Consider the following 17,618-nt stretch of genomic DNA (forward strand, 5'->3'; position numbering starts at 1 on the left):
ATACGAACAGAAATATTTTACACAAAACAAGTATAAAAGTCAATACCCATTTGAGATTAATCAAATAGTACGCTAACTGATTCTCTTTCATATACGCGAACAATCGCTTGTGCTAATAATTCTGCCACTGATAATTCTTTAATATTTGCTGGTTTTTGTTCATCTCTTAATTGAATTGAATTTGTCACGATTAATTCTTTAATCGCTGAATTTTCAATACGCTCTTTAGCAGGGCCTGATAATACAGGGTGTGTACAACATGCATATACTTCAGTTGCACCTTTATCTTTTAATGCTTGTGCTGCTAAAGTAATTGTTCCTGCTGTATCAATAATATCATCAATAATAATCGCTGTGCGTCCTTCAATTTCACCGACAATGTTCATTACTTCTGCAACATTTGGTTTTGGACGACGTTTATCGATAATCGCAATCGGTGTTTTTAAAATATCAGCCAATTTACGTGCTCTTGTTACGCCACCGTGGTCTGGTGAGACAACCACACATTGTTCAGGGTCGATATCTTTATTGCCTAAGAAATACTCTGCTAAAATTGGCACGCCCATTAAATGATCGATTGGAATGTTAAAGAAACCTTGAATTTGAGGGGCATGTAAGTCTAACGCAATCATACGATCAGCGCCTGCAGTTTCAAATAAATCTGCCACAAGTTTAGCAGTGATCGGTTCACGGCTACGTGCTTTACGATCTTGACGTGCGTAACCATAATATGGAACAACAATTGAAATGTTTGCCGCTGAGGCACGTTTACAAGCGTCAATCATGATTAATAATTCCATTAAATGAACGTTAACTGGATTTGAAGTTGGTTGAATAATAAAGACGTCACAACCACGAATACTTTCCTCGATATTGATTTGGATTTCACCATCACTGAATCGTTTTACCGTAATTTTACCAAGTTCGACACCTACGTGATCAGCAACTTCTTGAGCAAGTGGTTCATTACCTTTCAAAGAGAAAATTTTCATAGACGAATTTTTATATTCGGTGTTTAACATTATAAGTCCTCCATTTTTAAATTAAAGTTGAGGTGAGTCATGACTTTACTCATATTCAACTTGTTTTTAAGATATTACTTAGTTTTATTTTGTTTTAAATATCCTTCTTTAGTGACTTGTCTTGCACGTGCAAGCGCTAAACTATCTTCAGGAACGTCATCTGTAATCGTTGATCCTGCTGCAACTAACGCACCCTCACCTATCGTTACAGGTGCAATTAAATTAGTGTTACATCCAATGAATGCGTTTTGTCCAATTGTAGTTTGATACTTATTAACCCCATCATAGTTAACTGTAATTGTACCGCCACCTATATTTGTGTGCGCACCTATTTTTGCATCTCCAATATAACTCAAATGTGGTACTTTTGCACCATTTTCAATTTGAGACTTTTTAATTTCAATAAAGTTACCAACTTTAACTGATTCACCTAATGTTGCACCAGGACGCAGTTGTGCGAATGGGCCAACTTTTGCATTTGGTCCTACATGCGCTTCAGTTAACACAGAATGTCTAATATATGCGCCATTGTCGATTTGACTATCATGAATCTCAGAGTATTGGCCTATCACAGCATCTTCACCAATCGTTGTTTGACCTGTTAGTTTAACACCTTGTTCAATTGTTGCATCTTGTTCAATTTTGACATCCACACCAATGTAAATTGAATCAGGATTAATTAATGTCACACCATTTCTCATGTGAGATTCATTGATACGCTTACGATACTTATCTTCTGCTTGGCTTAATGCGACACGGTCATTAACACCCATAATTTCATCAAAATCGTTAGTATGATAAATACTCATTTTGCCTTTTTGTTCTTGAATTAATGTTAAAACTTGAGGTAGATAATACTCACCTTGTGCGTTATTATTATCTACTTTTTCTAGTAATGTAAACAATGTTTGATTATCGAAGACGAAGATACCTGAACTTACTTCTGTTATAGCTTTTTCATGATCATTTGCGTCTTTTTCCTCAACAATACCTACAAGTTCATCATTATCATTTCGTATAATACGACCATAACCAAATGGATTTTCAGTAGTTGCTGATAATACTGTCGCAACTGCTTGTTCTCGTTCGTGGTGCGCAATCAATTTAGATAATGTCTTCCCAGTAATAAGCGGTGTGTCACCACAAACGACAAGTGTGATTCCTTCTTTATCTGCTAAATGTTCAGATGCTTGTTTTACTGCGTGTGCTGTACCTAGTTGTGCTTCTTGAAAGCTGTATTTCGACGTTTCACCTAGTGTTGCTTTAACACTTTCTGCACCATGACCTACAATCGTCACAATCTCATCAACACCAGATTGTTTAACCTGGTTGATGACATGCGTAATCATCGGTTGTCCCAATACTTCGTGTAATACTTTGTACTTTTTTGATTTCATTCGTGTACCTTTACCCGCTGCTAAAACAATTGCATGTTTCTGCATGACAATGAACCCTCCAGTATTTTTGCACTTCTATATAATTATAATTTAAGAAAGCACATAGTTTCAACATATAATCCAATAATTGCACGTTCAATCGATCATTACTTCAAAAAATTAACATAATTCAATTTGAAATTTTATCGCTTAAGCTTTTAGCTACTATTAAGACGCACTCCATGTAATTTAGCTTCTAAAAAAAGAGTTTTGAAACAAGAATTTCTTCTCGTTCCAAAACTCTTCTATTATACTCAAATATTAAGCTTCTTCGTCAGTTGATTCTGAAGCATCTGTGTTACCTTGATTATTAGGTACAAATACTTCGTCAGTCTCTTCATATACTTTCATTACTGCATCCTGAATTTCTTGTCTCATTTCTGAATTGATTGGATGCGCAATGTCTCGGAATTCACCATCTGGTGTGCGTTTGCTAGGCATTGCGACAAACAGTCCTGAATTACCTTCAATTACACGTAAGTCGTGTATTACAAAAGCTTCCTCAAGTGTAATTGATACTAAAGCTTTCATTCTTCCATCAGTTTGTATTTTTCTAAGTCTGACATCTGTCACTTTCATGTAGTGAGCCCCCCATAAGTATATAATTTATTGTTTGATTGAAAGAAGCCTAAAAAGAACTGTTAGGATTATACATTTTTGACTTCAGCAATAAGTTCAATTTCAACTTTAACATCTTTTGGCAAACGTGCAACCTCTACAGCACTTCTTGCCGGTTTATGCTCATCAAAATATGAGCCATAAACTTCATTAACTTTTTGGAAATTTTCCATATCTGAAAGGAAAATCAAAGCCTTAACGACATGATTCAAATCTGAACCAGACGCATCAAGTACGGCTTTTAAGTTTTCTATTACTTGTTTTGTTTGTTCTTGTACGTCATCACTGACAATCTCACCATCTAAATTCAATGGGATTTGACCTGATGTGTATACAAGACCATTTACCACTGTTGCGTGTGAATAAGGACCTACTGCTGCAGGTGCTTGTTTAGTGTTAATAACTTCCATGCTGTAACGCTCCTTTTATAAATTAAAATTTAAATAAACTATTGCCTTCCTCAACTTTGAAGTTTTGATTGTATTCGTCAACGTCCGATAAACGCACTAGAGACGTATAATCTTCAATCAATCTTTGTTTGACTTCTTTTGATTCTACAAGTACTGATACCCCTTTTACGTGCGCTTTAAACTCATTCATTAAATTCATTACGCCATTTATAGAACCACCAGCACGCATGAAATCATCTACAATGAGTACATTAGAATGTTCCTTAAGCGTTCGCTTCGATAAAACCATTGTCTCAATTTTTCTTGTAGAGCCAGATACATAGTTAATTGATACTGTCGACCCTTCAGTTACCTTATTATCTTTACGTATCACAACCACAGGTAAGTTTAAAACGCTTGCTACTGCATTGGCAAGCGAAATGCCTTTCGTCGCAATGGTTACAACAGCATCTAACTCCTCTTGCATGTAAATCGTTGCAATCAAACGTCCAACCTTATTTAGTAACCTAGGATTACCAACTAAATCTGATAAGAATAAATAGCCTCCAGGAAGTAACCGCTCTTTTTCTTGTAACAACTCAATCACTTCATTAATAACAGCTTGCGCCTCTTCTTTTTGCATTTGTGGTCTGTATTTTACACCGCCACTCGCTCCTGCAACGGTTTCAATAGTACCAAGTTGTTCTTTAATAAACGTTTCTTTAATAATTTGAACGTCTTCACTTATAGATGATTTAGCTTGTTTAAACTTCTCTACAAAAAAAGTGAGTGGTACGAGTTTATTCGGGTTGCTAATTAAATATTGTGTCATAAAAACAATTCTTTCACTTCTTTTATATCTCACGTATAATATCCTCTCTTTCTAGCCTAAAGTTCTTACAATATAAACATCATTGCAACAACCACTTACTGCATTATAAATGTGTCGTGCTTGGCGCTCTTTATGAGCTAATCCGTACACAGTAGGCCCACTACCACTCATCAACGCACCATCTGCACCGTTGTTAATCATATTATCTTTTAATTTCTTAATATCTTTGTTTAATTCCATAGATACTGGCTCTAATCGATTAGATAAACTTTGACATAACAGTTCGTAATCATTGGTCTGAATCGCCTTTAAACATCTGTCTGTATGTACTTCAAAAGGCTTTGATAAGTCTAAATTACCATATATTTCTGGTGTCGATAACCCTAAAACAGGTTTCGCAATTACGACCCAAGCTGCAGGTGTTTTAGGAAGAAGTTCTATAATTTCACCACGACCTCGACAAATAGCTGTTTGGCTATAAATACAAAAAGGAACATCAGATCCAATCGTTGCGGATAGTTCGCTCAACTCATCTAATGTCGCATTGAGATTAAATAATCGATTCATGCCTCGCATTGTCGCCGCAGCATCGCTTGACCCCCCAGCAAGCCCTGCCGCTACAGGTATATTTTTTTCAAGTGTAATCGTCACGCCTTCTTTTATGTTATAGGTTTCTTTCATTAATAGCGCTGCACGATAAGCTAAATTTCGTTCATCTGAAGGGATAAATGATTCATCAACATTAAGTACGATTTTCTGATCTTCACGCTTTTCAAAAGACAAACGATCGTTTAAATCAATTGTAGTCATAATCATTTCCACTTCATGATAGCCATCATCACGTTTGAAAAGTGTATCTAATGTCAAATTGATTTTAGCTGACGCCGTTTCATAAATTATCACTATTTTTGCCTCTTTCAAATTAGTATTATAGTGATTTTAACATATATTAATAAATACAGTCGCCTGTTTTTAATTAATCGATGGCTCATATGTATGCATATATTATTTAATGTCATAATAGCTAACAATAATCTTTTTAAGTCTATAATTTTAAAACATGCATTAAACACAAAAAAGACTGAGTCACTTAGTATAATGCTTACAAATCTCGTTACGAACAAATACATGATCTTAAAAATAAAGACAATCACTTCAACTTCATCAAGTATATACTCATAACGAATATTTGATTAATACGCATTATACGCGTGTCAGTCTCTGAATTATGTACGCTATTCTATTTATCACAAATATGATTATTGTGCCGCTACTTCTTGTTGATGCTCATCATCTACAAATAAGACGTGTACATTCTCAGTAAGAACGTCTGTATAAGTATATGATACACGCTCGAAATTATGTTTTTCTGAGTCCAATTTAACAATGAACACTGATGGATATGTTTCTGCTAATACTCCACAACGTTCAATTGTTTTTTTACGACCTCCGTTAGCCTTTAGTACAATACGATTTCCTAATTGACAATCAAGACGATTTTTGATGTCTACAATAGATTTTGGCATATTGCTCCACCTCGCTACAAGTGTATTATAACACATTATAGTAAAATCGTCAAATAAAATTTCAATTTTATCAGTGTACTGATTGAAAGTCAATATTTTTATAGTATTAATTTTGGGTAGTTTCTCAACGCATTATATAATTGTGCATATTCGTGTATTGATAGTGTTTCGCCACGTCTTTTAGGATCGATTTCAACACTTTCTAACCAATTTAATATGTCTTCTTTATGCTGTTTCCCATCTACAAATAAATTTTGATAGTTGTTAAATATAGTCTTTCTACGTTGGCTAAAAGCACCTTTAGTCATTTTGAAAAAAAGTTGTTCGTTATCAATATCTACTAAAGGGGTTTGACGTTTCATCAATTTGATCACAATCGAGTCTACATTAGGAGGTGGCATAAAGACGGTTTTAGGTACATTGGTCACTTTAGATGTTTCAGTATAATATGCTGCTACGATTGAAAGTGAACCATATGCTTTTGTGCCAACACTTGCATTTAAACGTTCTCCTACTTCTTTTTGCATCATGACGACATATCCGTCAATATTCAAATTAGATTCTAATAGTGTCAGTAAAATCGGTGTCGTTATATAATACGGTAAATTCGCAACAACCATAATTTGATCACAGTCTTTGAGATGATTTTCTATTGCAGCTGATACATCTGTTTTCAGTATATCTTCATTAATGACCGTCACATTATCATAGGGCGACAATGTTTCCTGTAGAACTGGCACAAGTCGTTGGTCTATTTCAAAAGCCACTACACTTTTAGCATGTTTCGCTAATTGCTCGGTTAATGAGCCCATACCTGGTCCAACTTCGATAACTCCTGTTGATTGAGTAATCCCACTTGCTTCAATGATTTTATTGATGATATTAACATCAATCAAAAAGTTTTGACCCAAACTCTTTTTAAAGCTAAATCCATGTTGCTCCAACAACGCCCGTGTGCGAGAAGGTGTAGCGATATCTTTTTCATGCATTAATCTGATTCCTCTTTTCTTAATGCTTGGCGTACATCCGCTTCAGTATAACCAAATGCATTGAGTTTTTTTAATAATTGTTTACCATTGGAATGACCAATGTGTAATTGACGTCCTAAAATCTCACGCCGCTGTTTTGCATGAGGGCCAATAATCAATCCCAAATCAATTAAGAGTGATTGATCAATTTTAGGTTCGTGGTGTGTTAGCGGTGTTGAAACATGACGCAATGCCTCTCGAATAGCTTCTAAACTTGCATGTTCAACACCAATTTTACCTTGCTTATTCTTTGCTTGATTACGATCAATAAATGCATGTTTCACGCCTGGAACAGCTTGTTGGATGGTCGTACGAATTTTATCTCCTGGAAAATCCGGATCTGTAAATACAATGACACCTCTCGTTGCTTGAGCGTGTCGTATTACTTCAATAACCGCTTCATCAATTGCACTTCCATGTGTTTCAATTGTTTCACATGACACAGCTTGTTTGACGCGTGTTGTATCATCTCGTCCTTCTACAACGACAAATTCATTAATTTCCACGCAATCACCATCCTATTTAAGCTTAAATAAGCGTTCTGCATTTAAAGTAGTTTGTTTAGCTACTTCTTCATATGAAATGCCTTTTAAATCCGCAATTTGTTCTGCAACAAGTGTGACACGTGCAGGCTCATTGCGTTTACCACGATAAGGGTGTGGTGATAAAAATGGCGCATCAGTTTCAACAAGTAAACGGTCAAGTGGGACATGTTTTGCGACTTCTTTAGGTTGTTTAGCATTTTTAAATGTCACAGGTCCTCCAAGTGAAATATGAAAGTCTAATTTATGAATTAAAACATCCGCAATTTCAGGAGAGCCGCTAAAACTATGCATAATGCCGCCCACTTCTTCTGCATGCTCTTCTAACAAGATATCTACACAATCTTGAGTGGCTTCACGATTGTGGATGATAATCGGTAAGTTTACACGTTTAGCTAACGCAATTTGCTTTCTAAAGAGTTCTTTTTGAACATCTTTAGGCGATTTATCCCAGTGGTAATCTAATCCTGTTTCGCCAATGCCAATCACTTTTTCATGTGCTGCTAATTGTTCAATCCATTCTAAGTCTTCTTCAGTACAATCAATGGCGTCGACAGGATGCCAACCGATAATTGCATATAAAAAGTCATACGTTTCAATTAAATCCATTGCACGTTTAATAGTTTTAGTGTCGAATCCCACGACAAACATACGATCAACACCTGCGTCTAACGCACGGTCAATCACCTCTTGTAAATCCTCATCATATTGATCTGCGTTTAAATGAACATGTGTATCTATTAACATGAAATACGCCTCCTTAAATTTTTCCGTACTCTATGTTTCCATCATAAGCGAAACTCAAAACATTAACAATTCGCATCTCATTCTTTCAAGTACTTCTTTTCATTCTCAAAATTGCTAAAGAAAAGAGGTGAGTCGTACATCGATGACTTCACCTCTTAATTGCTTATTTAATTACCGCACCATTCGGGATGGCATTCGGCAAGCTCACAAGTGTTAATACTTTATCTTTTTCGGCTGATAAAATCATACCTTCTGACTTTTCACCCATTAGTTTTGCAGGTTTTAAGTTTGTAACAACTGCTACTTTTTTACCGATAATATCTTCCGGTTGATAAAACTTAGCGATACCTGAAACAATTTGACGTTGTTCATTACCTAAGTCTACTTGAATTTTTAATAACTTACTTGATTTTTTGACTTTCTCAGCATCGATAATTGTCGCAGCCTTGATTTCAACTTTATCGAAATCGTTAATATCAATCATTGGCTTTGATGGCTCAGCCGGTTCTTCTGTTTTTGGTGGTTGCATGGATGTTTTAATAAAGTCAACTTCAGCCTCTACATCTAATCTTGGGAAAATTGGTGTTGGTTTAGGTGTGACTTTGACCACTTCTGTTAATTGTCCATACTGTTCAAGACTTTCTAAACCATGTAACGCTTCATTTTGAATGTTTAGTTGTTCGAATATTTGATACGGTGCATGTGTTAAGAATGGACGTAATAACACCGCCGCAAATCGAATATTTTCAACCAGATGCGCCATAACATTGCCGAGCATTTCTTTTTGTGTTTCATCTTTCGCAAGAATCCAAGGTGTTGTTTCATCGATATATTTGTTTGTTCGTGAGATGAACTTCCATACTGTTGATAATGCAACAGAGAATTGTAAGTTTTCCATACTTTCATGGTACTCTGCTACTGTATCTAAAGCCAAGGCTTCCATATCTTCATCTAATTCATGCTTAGGTCCTTGGTACGCTGGTAATTCGCCATCAAAATATTTATTAATCATTGAAATGGTACGATTTACAAGGTTACCTAAATCATTAGCTAAATCATAATTTGTACGGTCCACAAAAGCTTCTGGTGTGAATACGCCATCAGAACCAAATGGTAATTCACGCATTAAATAATAACGTGTCGCATCTAATCCATAACGATCAATTAATACGTTAGGATCCATAACATTTCCTTTAGATTTACTCATCTTACCGTCTTTCATCAGTACCCATCCGTGCGCAAATACTTTTTTAGGTAGTGGTAAATCTAACGCCATTAAAATAATAGGCCAAATAATAGAGTGGAAACGTACAATTTCTTTAGCCATAAGGTGAATGTCAGCTGGCCAATATTTTTGGAACAACGTATCATCATCTGTTAAATAACCTAATGCTGAAATGTAATTGACTAAGGCATCTAACCATACATACACGACATGCTTAGGATTAGACGGAACTTTTACACCCCAGTTGAATGATGTACGTGAAACAGCAAGATCTGATAATCCTGGTTTAATGAAGTTATTAATCATTTCATTCTTACGTGATGGAGGTTGAATAAAGTCAGGATGTTCATCATAAAAGGCTAACAAACGATCTGTATATTTAGATAGCTTGAAGAAATAGCTTTCTTCTTTAACAAGCTCAACTTCATGCCCTGAATCTGGACTTTTTCCACCTACAATTTTGCCATTTTCATAAACTGGCTCAACTAATTGTGTTTCTGTATAGAATGTCTCATCAGGTACAGAATACCATCCTTCATATTCACCTAGATAAATGTCACCTTGTTCGAGTAGCTTTTCGAAAATCTTTTCGACTACCACTGTGTGACGACGTTCTGTTGTACGAATAAAATCATCATTAGAAATATCTAGCTTTTTCCAGAGAGATCGAATACCTTCAATCATCTCATCTAAATATTCCATTTCAGATTTGCCCGCTTTTTGAGCTTTTTCTTGAATTTTTTGACCGTGTTCATCCGTTCCAGTTAAGTAACGTACGTCATATCCTTGAAGTCGCTTATAACGCGCAATCACATCTCCTGCTACGGTTGAGTACGCATGTCCAATGTGCAAGTTACCACTTGGATAGTATATCGGTGTCGTAATATAAAACGTTTCTTTCACCATTCGCGTTCCTCCTCATTTCTTATCTTATTTAATATATCTAAATTTGAAATAGTTTTCAATATGCGGTGTCGTTTATTCCTATGAACCTTCAATATTGTGATACACGTTATACACCGTTTTGGTCGGCATATTTCGTGCCTCTGCAACTTTTTTAATTGCTTGTTTGGGTTTCATGTTTTGGTTTATAAAATGTTCAACATGTTCATGAATTGTTAAGTCTTCATACCACTCTGACTCGGGTAACGGTTCGGCACCTTCAATCAGAATAACGAACTCCCCTTTTAATGGAATATCTTGTTCCAACTTTGATAATAACACGTCGACGGTGTCTGTTTGAATTTGTTCGAATTTCTTAGTCAATTCGCGTCCTAAAGTGACACGTCTCGTTCTATCAACTTCCACAATCGCTTGTAAAGTATCTTTCACTCGAAATGGAGACTCGTATAATAATAATGTACTATCTTGAAACATACGTGTTTTTAAAATCGCAATTTTATCACGTGATTTCCGAGGTAAAAACCCTAAAAATGTATATGTAAAAGAGGGTAACCCACTTGCCATAAGTGCTGTAAGACCTGCATTAGGTCCTGGAATTGGAATAACACGAATATGACGTGCCCTCGCTTCTGTGACTAGCTCATATCCTGGATCCGAAATCAAGGGTAATCCTGCATCTGAAACAAGCGCAATACTTTGGCCCGCTTCTAACATTTCGATTAAAACATCAGTCATCTGCTCTTTATTATGTTCGTGATAGGACTTAAGTGGTGTCGTAATTTCAAAATGATGACACAACTTTTTAGTCACACGCGTATCTTCACATGCGATAGTATCTACAGTCTTTAACGTTTGAATCGCGCGAAATGTCATATCGTCTAAATTTCCAATGGGTGTGCCCACTAAATATAACTCTGCCATACCGTATCACCCCTTAATTAATTGCCATTTTTGCGCGCGTGTCAACTGCTTAATAGCATATTCTCGTTTCAGTGCTTCAGATTTAGTAGCATATGTTTCATGATACACTAATTGAACAGGTCTACGTGATTGTGTGTATTTCGCACCTTGACCTAAGTTGTGTTTGCGGATACGGGCGTCGAGATTATTGGTATACCCTGTGTATAAAGTCGCATCCTTACATTTCACAATATAGGTGTAATGATGTTTATCCATAGTATACACGCCTCATTTCATCAGTATATTCATGATCTTGATCATAAATGTAAAACGGTGGGGCTATCTTTAAACCTTGACGGCCTCCTTTACGTCCTTCAACAACGATTGTTTGTGCTTCCTTACCTTGTTTACTATAGATCATATAAAGTGATTTAGGCTCTATGCGATAATGACGCATCGACTCGAATACATCGAGCATTCGTTCTGCACGATGTACCATAACCATACGTCCACCTTCTTTAAGCGCATGACTCGCAACCCTAAAGCAATCATCCAACGTACATAACACTTCATGACGCGCTATTTTATGCGCTTCTAATTGATGTTGATTAACTTGATTCATCTTAAAATAAGGTGGGTTACACGTTATCAAATCAAATTGCGCCGGTTTAAATCGTTGAGGTATTGCATTAATATCCATATGTTCAATCTTAATACGTGAATCAAGATGATTTAAAGCTATACTGCGTCTCGCCATATCAACGAGTTCTGCTTGAACTTCAACACCAGTGATTTCATTTGAACCTTTACCTGATAACAGTAAAGGAATAATTCCATTACCTGTGCACATATCTAATATCCGGTCTCGTTTCCTAACCTCTGTAAAATGGCCTAATAATAGTGCATCTGTAGAAAATGCGAAATAGGCATCATTTTGAATGATTTTTAGATTTTCTTTAATTAAACAATCTACACGTTCATGAGTTTGAATGTTATCCATATGTACTCCTATTCCATCTTGTTTAATACGTTTAAACAAAACATACAATCTTCACCTTTACGATGCTTGCCAAAAACATCATGACAAATATGAAACCCTTCATTATATAACTTCGCAAAATATTCACGGCTTTGTCTCTGTTTTTTGGCAGGTTGTTTATCTGAAGGCTGTAGGTTTGGAGGTGGTGTAACCACTTTATTTTCTTTTTGTGCATTGATCAACGACTTAAGGTTATCATTTTCAATTTGAAGTGCTACATTTTCTTCAACAAGCTCGACAGTTAAGGATTTTAATTGTTGCATATCTTCATAAACATGTGTAACATTTTGTTCTAACTGCATCAAACGGTCGAACAACTCATTTCGGTCCACTCATGAACCCTCCTTATTGTAATGTTTCTAATTCTTCAATATGATATTCCATCAGCTGTTCGTCACCTTCTAAACGTACTTGCATGGAAACCGTAATCATATTTAAACTGACCACTTCACCTTGACCATCTGGCGTATCAACATACTCTCCCACATCAGGTAACTTTTCACGCGCCGATTCATAATAATCATTTTCATATTTTAAACAACACATTAAACGACCACACGCTCCGGAGATTTTACTAGGGTTAAGTGATAAATTTTGATCTTTTGCCATTTTGATTGATACAGGCTCAAAATCTCCTAAAAATGTCGAACAACATAAAGAGCGACCACATGGACCAATACCGCCCAGTATTTTAGCTTCGTCGCGTACACCAATTTGTCTAAGCTCAATTCGAGTTTTTAGTTTTTGTGCAAGCATTCGAACGAGTTTACGAAAGTCAATACGCTCGTCAGCTGTAAAATTATAAATAATTTTAGAACGGTCTAATGTATATTCGCAATTAATCACACGCATATCTAACTTTAATTCCGCAACAAATGACTGACATAACTCTAATGCACGCATTGCTGCTCTTTCATTAGCTAAATATTTAGTAATATCATCATCAGTCGCAACACGTAAAACGGGTTGAAGCGGTAATGAAACATCCTCTTTTTCAACTTCTCTCACAGTATGTTTAACAACACCAAGTTCGATACCACGTTTGGACTCTACCACTACTTGTTGATTTTCGTGTAAATCGAGGGATTCAGGAGAATAGTATTCAAGGCGATTCGATTTTTCAAAATAAACACTTACAACTAAAGGCATCAGAATCCTCCTTTCACTCTAATAATAATTTGCTCAAACACTAATGTTGGATTTACATTTTGAGTTAACTTTTTATGTGCTTCTGTAATTTGTTCAATAATATAGACGAGATGACGATAACTCAACGTTGTCACTTGCTTTGTATAATCACTTTCAAGCTCTGAAAATGTAAGACGCTCAGATAGACCAGTTTTGATATACAGTAAATCTTGAAAATACGCATTAATCGCAGAAAGTGTAAGTAGTTGGAGGCGTCGGTTTTTAGCATGTTTAAGTAATTCCGTCACACCAATGAGCGCCATATCTTGGGCATTTAATAAACGATCACACCATTGTAATATCTGTTTACGCAATGGCGCTAGCTCAAACTCTTCATTAAGTTGCGTTGCGACATCATATTGTGTGGTATATGTACTTAATAATTCAGCGATAGGTTTACTCATCGTCTCATCCTCAGATTCTGCTAATCGTTGCACAAAAACCTCACGTTGTAACGGACGAAAATAAACGTGCTGACATCTTGAATGAATCGTATCTAAAATTTGCTCGGGTTTTGTAGATATTAAAATAGCCACTGTGTTTTCTGGCGGCTCTTCCAAAAATTTCAAAATACTGTTTTCTCCTTGAGTCGTCAGTTTTTCAAAATCTTGAATAATATATACTTTATAAGCACCTTCAATCGGTAATTGATTCATATGATGCACGAGCTGTTCAATAGATTCCTTTTTTATCGTTGCTTCATCTGTTCGTATATATTGGAAGTCGGGATGGTTGTGATGCGCAACCTTTGTACTACATTGCACGTCATCTTGACATAAAATTAATTGTGCGAAACGGCGTGCTGTAGTGGTCATAGTTTCCGCATCATCCCCTTCAAATAAATAAGCATGAGATAATTTTTGATTATGATATGCTTTCGTAAGCTGTTCGAGTTCTAACATAACATAGACTTCCTTTTAATAATATTAGGTAAGACGCTTCAATAAGTATATGATAAAAAGGTTGAAACAGTATAGACCTTAAATAAAGGTACATTCAATACTGTCACAACCTCTAGTATCACGATTAAAATTGATGGAATGACTCGACCGGCATTACAAATACTGTTGCGCCACCCACTTCAACTTCGACTGGATAAGGAATGTAAGAGTCCGCACTACCGCCTAATGGTGTAATTGGAGATACGAGTTGCTCTCGATTTCCACATGTACCACCAATAAGGTCTAACGCTTCATCGACTCTTTCATCATCGACACCACATAAAAATGTTGTATTGCCTGCACGTAAAAAACTTCCTGTTGTCGCTAATTTTGTTGCTCGGAAATTGTTTTCAACAAGCTTATCCGAAAGTTCTTGGCTATCTTGATCTTGAACAATCGCGATTATCATTTTCATTGTATATACACCTCTTATGAGTTATTATATCACATCATACAATAGGGCTAAATTATCATTTTCTAGATTATACCACGTCTTGTCATAATAATTGATTATTTTATAAACTAAGTTATAATTCATGTTGCAATTTATCTTCAATCACTTTAACTGCGTTGTCGATAACTTTCTCAATAGACTCTGTCGCATCAATAACTGTGATACGTTCTGAATTATTTTGAATGAGTTTATGGTACCCTTCAATCACACGCTCATGAAACGCAATATCTTCTTTATCTAGACGATTTTGCGCACGTTGATTGGCAAGGATTCTTTGACGACCCACTTCAGCTGGCACATCTAGATATAATGTCAAATCAGGATAACGCCCTTCAATTGCGAATGCATTAATTGCCCGTACTTCTGCCATTCCAATTTGGCGTGCATAGCCTTGATAGGCAAGTGAACTATCAATAAATCGATCACATAATACAATTTTCCCTTCATTGAGCGCAGGTAACACTTTCTCTACTAAATGTTCACGTCGAGCTGCCGCAAACAATAACGCTTCAGTCCGTGCATCCATATCAGAACCATCCAACAAAATTTGTCGGATTTTTTCCGCAGTGTGTACACCACCAGGCTCACGCGTTTGAATGACATCGTATGATTGAGACAAACGTGCCATCACACCTTCAATAACTGTTGTTTTCCCAGAACCTTCCGGGCCTTCTACGGTAATAAACAGTGTCACTACAAATCATCCTTCACTTTAATTTTTCCATTGGACAATCCTTCTACACGAATTTGTTGAGTCGACCAATATTCTATTAATTTTATCATATCTTTAGTAATTACTTCGCCTTTATATAAAGTTGGAATACCAGGTGGATATGGAATTAAATGTTCCGCTAATCTATGTCCTAGAGCGTTTTGATATGGTATCGATTGAATGTTTAAAATCACTTCAGGATTATATCGACCTGTTTCAGTAAATAATAGAGACTTTGGCACTGTATGATAATCATACGATAACGTTGAAAGTTCTTTCGCTAACATTGTCATTCTCTCAATTAAATCATTAAAAGGATAGTAATCATGTTGATACCATAACGGTAGAATCCATAACACAGATTGTGTGTCAGATAACTCAACATCAATCGCATAATTTTCCATATGTGTTTTGAGCCTCTTTCCAGATAATCCTTCATAACGGATAACGAGTTTTAAAGGATCATCCATCTCAATGACTGTATACCCGTTTTGTTTGAGATGACGAATGAGATGTTGGCGCTTTTGAAAAAACACGTCACTATCATACGTATTATAAAAGCTTTGCGCTTGCTCTAAACTCGTCATCAATAAATAAGAAGGGCTTGAAGATTGAAAAGTCTGTAGGAGTGATTCAATACGTGCTCGATGAGGTGCATTATGATGTATAAATAGTATTGAACTCATAGTTAAACTTGGCAGTGTCTTATGATAAGATTGTACAACATAATCAGCACCATAATTTAAACTAGAAACTGGAAACCCCTTTAAATCAAAGTGTGCAGCATGGGCTTCATCTATGAGTACTGGGATTCCCTCTGAATGAAATTCCTCAATTAACTGTTGTATATTAAACGTTTCGCCGTAGTAATTCGGATATGTAATTACTCCTAATTTTCCATTTTGTGATAATTGAGATGACCATACCGGTTGAACATATTGGCCTGTTAGCGAACTCACCTTCGTTTGCATAATTTGAGCTGTCTGTTGTCCCAAATCGAGCGCATTAAATACCGATTTATGTACATGTCGATTCATGCATATCTCCCCATTGATTGATTGAAAAGCATGAATCACAGCTAAAATACCACTCGTCGTCCCATTTACAAGATAATATGCATCATAATCTGGATGTTTGCGAATCTGTTCCATACTTTCGTGAAGCACTGCCTCAGGGTGATGCAAATCATCAAATCCTGTAATTTCTGTAATATCATATTGTGGATGAACAAAGCCCATATCTCCAATTGTTCCATTTTTATGTCCAGGAACATGCATTGAAATCGGTTCATGTTCAGACCATTGTTTTAGTTTATGCCATAACGGACGTTGCACTATATTACACTCCCTATTAGTAAAAATAGTTTATTTCACCTCATTAGTATAACGGTATACATGAACTTTTCAAATACGTACATATGTTCTATAATCATAATGAGGTGATCGGTATGCAGGAACCTAAAATAAACTTAGATTGGGATAAAACTTTTCAAGAGTATCAAGAAATTTTAAATTGCGGGATTCACCCCAAATGGTTATATGCTGCCACAACGAATATGATTTTAGAGCCCGCTTATACGGGGCAAGGTAAACAATTTTTCTACACCGAGGATATTATTAAAGCAAGCCGTCTAATGCCTTTCTTTTAAAAATAAATGCTTTTATATTTTAACGGTTAGTGACCTCACTAACTGTTATTTTTTAGTTTTAATATAAAATGGTATAGATATCTCTATAATTGTAAGCAACTCTACAGGTGCAATCATAAATCAATCCAATGGCATCAAAATGATAAATGTTAGATGCCTAAATTTACTATAGAACTGAAAGAAAAGGTGGTTAGGCAACTTGAGTGTACTGTTGCGGAACCACCTTGATTGAACTGACCAGTACCATTTGATAGCACATCAAAAAAACGACTAGTCACTTTGACTAGTCGTTACCGAAGAAATTATGAAAACCTGGCACCGTCCTACTCTTGCGGAACGTAAGTCCGACTACCATCGGCGCTAAAGAGCTTAACTTCTGTGTTCGGCATGGGAACAGGTGTGACCTCTTTGCCATAGGCACCAGATAAACATTGAATGTATTGTACATTCAAAACTAGATAGTAAGTA

Annotated in this window: 21 protein-coding genes and 1 rRNA gene; 1 reads left to right on the forward strand and 21 read right to left on the reverse strand. The window is 36.0% G+C overall.

Annotation, left to right across the window (positions count from 1 at the left end):
* Positions 1 to 56 precede the first annotated feature (56 nt).
* From HHH54_RS08080 to HHH54_RS08175, 20 genes are all read right to left on the reverse strand, one after another.
* Positions 57 to 1,022, reverse strand: coding sequence for a ribose-phosphate diphosphokinase (locus HHH54_RS08080; RefSeq protein WP_198618332.1), 966 nt, complete (start codon positions 1,020 to 1,022; stop codon positions 57 to 59).
* A 74-nt stretch (positions 1,023 to 1,096) separates the two neighbouring features.
* Positions 1,097 to 2,464, reverse strand: a complete 1,368-nt coding sequence (gene glmU, locus HHH54_RS08085) for a bifunctional UDP-N-acetylglucosamine diphosphorylase/glucosamine-1-phosphate N-acetyltransferase GlmU (protein WP_198618333.1) — start codon at positions 2,462 to 2,464, stop codon at positions 1,097 to 1,099.
* A gap of 255 nt (positions 2,465 to 2,719) precedes the next feature.
* Positions 2,720 to 3,037 carry a septation regulator SpoVG gene (gene spoVG, locus HHH54_RS08090; protein ID WP_198618334.1) on the reverse strand — a complete coding sequence of 106 codons (318 nt, stop codon included), beginning with the start codon at positions 3,035 to 3,037 and terminating at the stop codon, positions 2,720 to 2,722.
* A 68-nt stretch (positions 3,038 to 3,105) separates the two neighbouring features.
* The gene (locus HHH54_RS08095; protein ID WP_198618335.1) at positions 3,106 to 3,486 is read right to left on the reverse strand and encodes a RidA family protein; all 381 of its coding nucleotides are present in this window, start codon (positions 3,484 to 3,486) and stop codon (positions 3,106 to 3,108) included.
* Between the two features lie 22 nt (positions 3,487 to 3,508).
* Positions 3,509 to 4,330, reverse strand: coding sequence for a pur operon repressor (gene purR, locus HHH54_RS08100; RefSeq protein ID WP_198618336.1), 822 nt, complete (start codon positions 4,328 to 4,330; stop codon positions 3,509 to 3,511).
* An 18-nt stretch (positions 4,331 to 4,348) separates the two neighbouring features.
* A complete protein-coding gene (gene ispE, locus HHH54_RS08105) occupies positions 4,349 to 5,197 on the reverse strand; it encodes a 4-(cytidine 5'-diphospho)-2-C-methyl-D-erythritol kinase (protein WP_198618352.1) in 849 nt (282 codons plus the stop codon).
* A gap of 359 nt (positions 5,198 to 5,556) precedes the next feature.
* Entirely contained in the window at positions 5,557 to 5,823 is a 267-nt protein-coding gene (gene veg / locus HHH54_RS08110) for a biofilm formation stimulator Veg (RefSeq protein WP_198618337.1), read from the reverse strand.
* Positions 5,824 to 5,921: 98 nt separating this feature from the next.
* Entirely contained in the window at positions 5,922 to 6,812 is an 891-nt protein-coding gene (rsmA, locus tag HHH54_RS08115) for a 16S rRNA (adenine(1518)-N(6)/adenine(1519)-N(6))-dimethyltransferase RsmA (protein ID WP_198618338.1), read from the reverse strand.
* Complete coding sequence (gene rnmV / locus HHH54_RS08120; protein WP_198618339.1) at positions 6,812 to 7,357, reverse strand: ribonuclease M5; 546 nt, start codon at positions 7,355 to 7,357, stop codon at positions 6,812 to 6,814. The genes rsmA and rnmV overlap by 1 nt, the downstream gene beginning before the upstream one ends.
* A 12-nt stretch (positions 7,358 to 7,369) precedes the next feature.
* Positions 7,370 to 8,140, reverse strand: a complete 771-nt coding sequence (locus HHH54_RS08125; protein ID WP_198618340.1) for a TatD family hydrolase — start codon at positions 8,138 to 8,140, stop codon at positions 7,370 to 7,372.
* 163 nt (positions 8,141 to 8,303) lie between these two features.
* The gene (metG, locus tag HHH54_RS08130; RefSeq protein WP_198618341.1) at positions 8,304 to 10,271 is read right to left on the reverse strand and encodes a methionine--tRNA ligase; all 1,968 of its coding nucleotides are present in this window, start codon (positions 10,269 to 10,271) and stop codon (positions 8,304 to 8,306) included.
* A 78-nt stretch (positions 10,272 to 10,349) separates the two neighbouring features.
* Positions 10,350 to 11,189 (reverse strand): 16S rRNA (cytidine(1402)-2'-O)-methyltransferase, encoded by an 840-nt coding sequence (rsmI, locus tag HHH54_RS08135; protein WP_198618342.1) that lies wholly within the window; start codon positions 11,187 to 11,189, stop codon positions 10,350 to 10,352.
* A gap of 6 nt (positions 11,190 to 11,195) precedes the next feature.
* Positions 11,196 to 11,444 (reverse strand): GIY-YIG nuclease family protein, encoded by a 249-nt coding sequence (locus HHH54_RS08140; RefSeq protein ID WP_198618343.1) that lies wholly within the window; start codon positions 11,442 to 11,444, stop codon positions 11,196 to 11,198.
* Complete coding sequence (locus HHH54_RS08145; RefSeq protein WP_198618344.1) at positions 11,437 to 12,168, reverse strand: tRNA1(Val) (adenine(37)-N6)-methyltransferase; 732 nt, start codon at positions 12,166 to 12,168, stop codon at positions 11,437 to 11,439. Before HHH54_RS08145 ends, HHH54_RS08140 begins: the two co-directional genes overlap by 8 nt.
* Positions 12,169 to 12,176: 8 nt before the next feature.
* Positions 12,177 to 12,509 carry a DNA replication initiation control protein YabA gene (yabA, locus tag HHH54_RS08150; RefSeq protein ID WP_232796292.1) on the reverse strand — a complete coding sequence of 111 codons (333 nt, stop codon included), beginning with the start codon at positions 12,507 to 12,509 and terminating at the stop codon, positions 12,177 to 12,179.
* Positions 12,510 to 12,552: 43 nt separating this feature from the next.
* Complete coding sequence (locus tag HHH54_RS08155) at positions 12,553 to 13,356, reverse strand: PSP1 domain-containing protein (RefSeq protein WP_198618346.1); 804 nt, start codon at positions 13,354 to 13,356, stop codon at positions 12,553 to 12,555.
* Positions 13,356 to 14,297, reverse strand: a complete 942-nt coding sequence (locus HHH54_RS08160) for a DNA polymerase III delta subunit-related protein (protein WP_198618347.1) — start codon at positions 14,295 to 14,297, stop codon at positions 13,356 to 13,358. The genes HHH54_RS08155 and HHH54_RS08160 overlap by 1 nt, the downstream gene beginning before the upstream one ends.
* A gap of 124 nt (positions 14,298 to 14,421) precedes the next feature.
* Positions 14,422 to 14,751, reverse strand: a complete 330-nt coding sequence (gene darA / locus HHH54_RS08165) for a cyclic di-AMP receptor DarA (protein ID WP_198618348.1) — start codon at positions 14,749 to 14,751, stop codon at positions 14,422 to 14,424.
* 112 nt (positions 14,752 to 14,863) lie between these two features.
* Entirely contained in the window at positions 14,864 to 15,484 is a 621-nt protein-coding gene (gene tmk / locus HHH54_RS08170) for a dTMP kinase (protein WP_198618349.1), read from the reverse strand.
* Positions 15,484 to 16,836, reverse strand: coding sequence for an aminotransferase class V-fold PLP-dependent enzyme (locus HHH54_RS08175; protein ID WP_198618350.1), 1,353 nt, complete (start codon positions 16,834 to 16,836; stop codon positions 15,484 to 15,486). The genes tmk and HHH54_RS08175 overlap by 1 nt, the downstream gene beginning before the upstream one ends.
* A 113-nt stretch (positions 16,837 to 16,949) precedes the next feature.
* On the opposite strand from HHH54_RS08175, the gene HHH54_RS08180 reads away from it, so the two are divergent.
* Complete coding sequence (locus HHH54_RS08180; RefSeq protein ID WP_198618351.1) at positions 16,950 to 17,150, forward strand: hypothetical protein; 201 nt, start codon at positions 16,950 to 16,952, stop codon at positions 17,148 to 17,150.
* Between the two features lie 310 nt (positions 17,151 to 17,460).
* On the opposite strand, the gene rrf is transcribed toward HHH54_RS08180, so the two are convergent.
* Positions 17,461 to 17,575 (reverse strand): 5S ribosomal RNA (gene rrf / locus HHH54_RS08185).
* Positions 17,576 to 17,618: the final 43 nt, after the last annotated feature.

It is taken from the genome of Staphylococcus canis, assembly GCF_016238445.1.
GTDB classification, from domain to species: Bacteria; Bacillota; Bacilli; order Staphylococcales; family Staphylococcaceae; genus Staphylococcus; species Staphylococcus canis.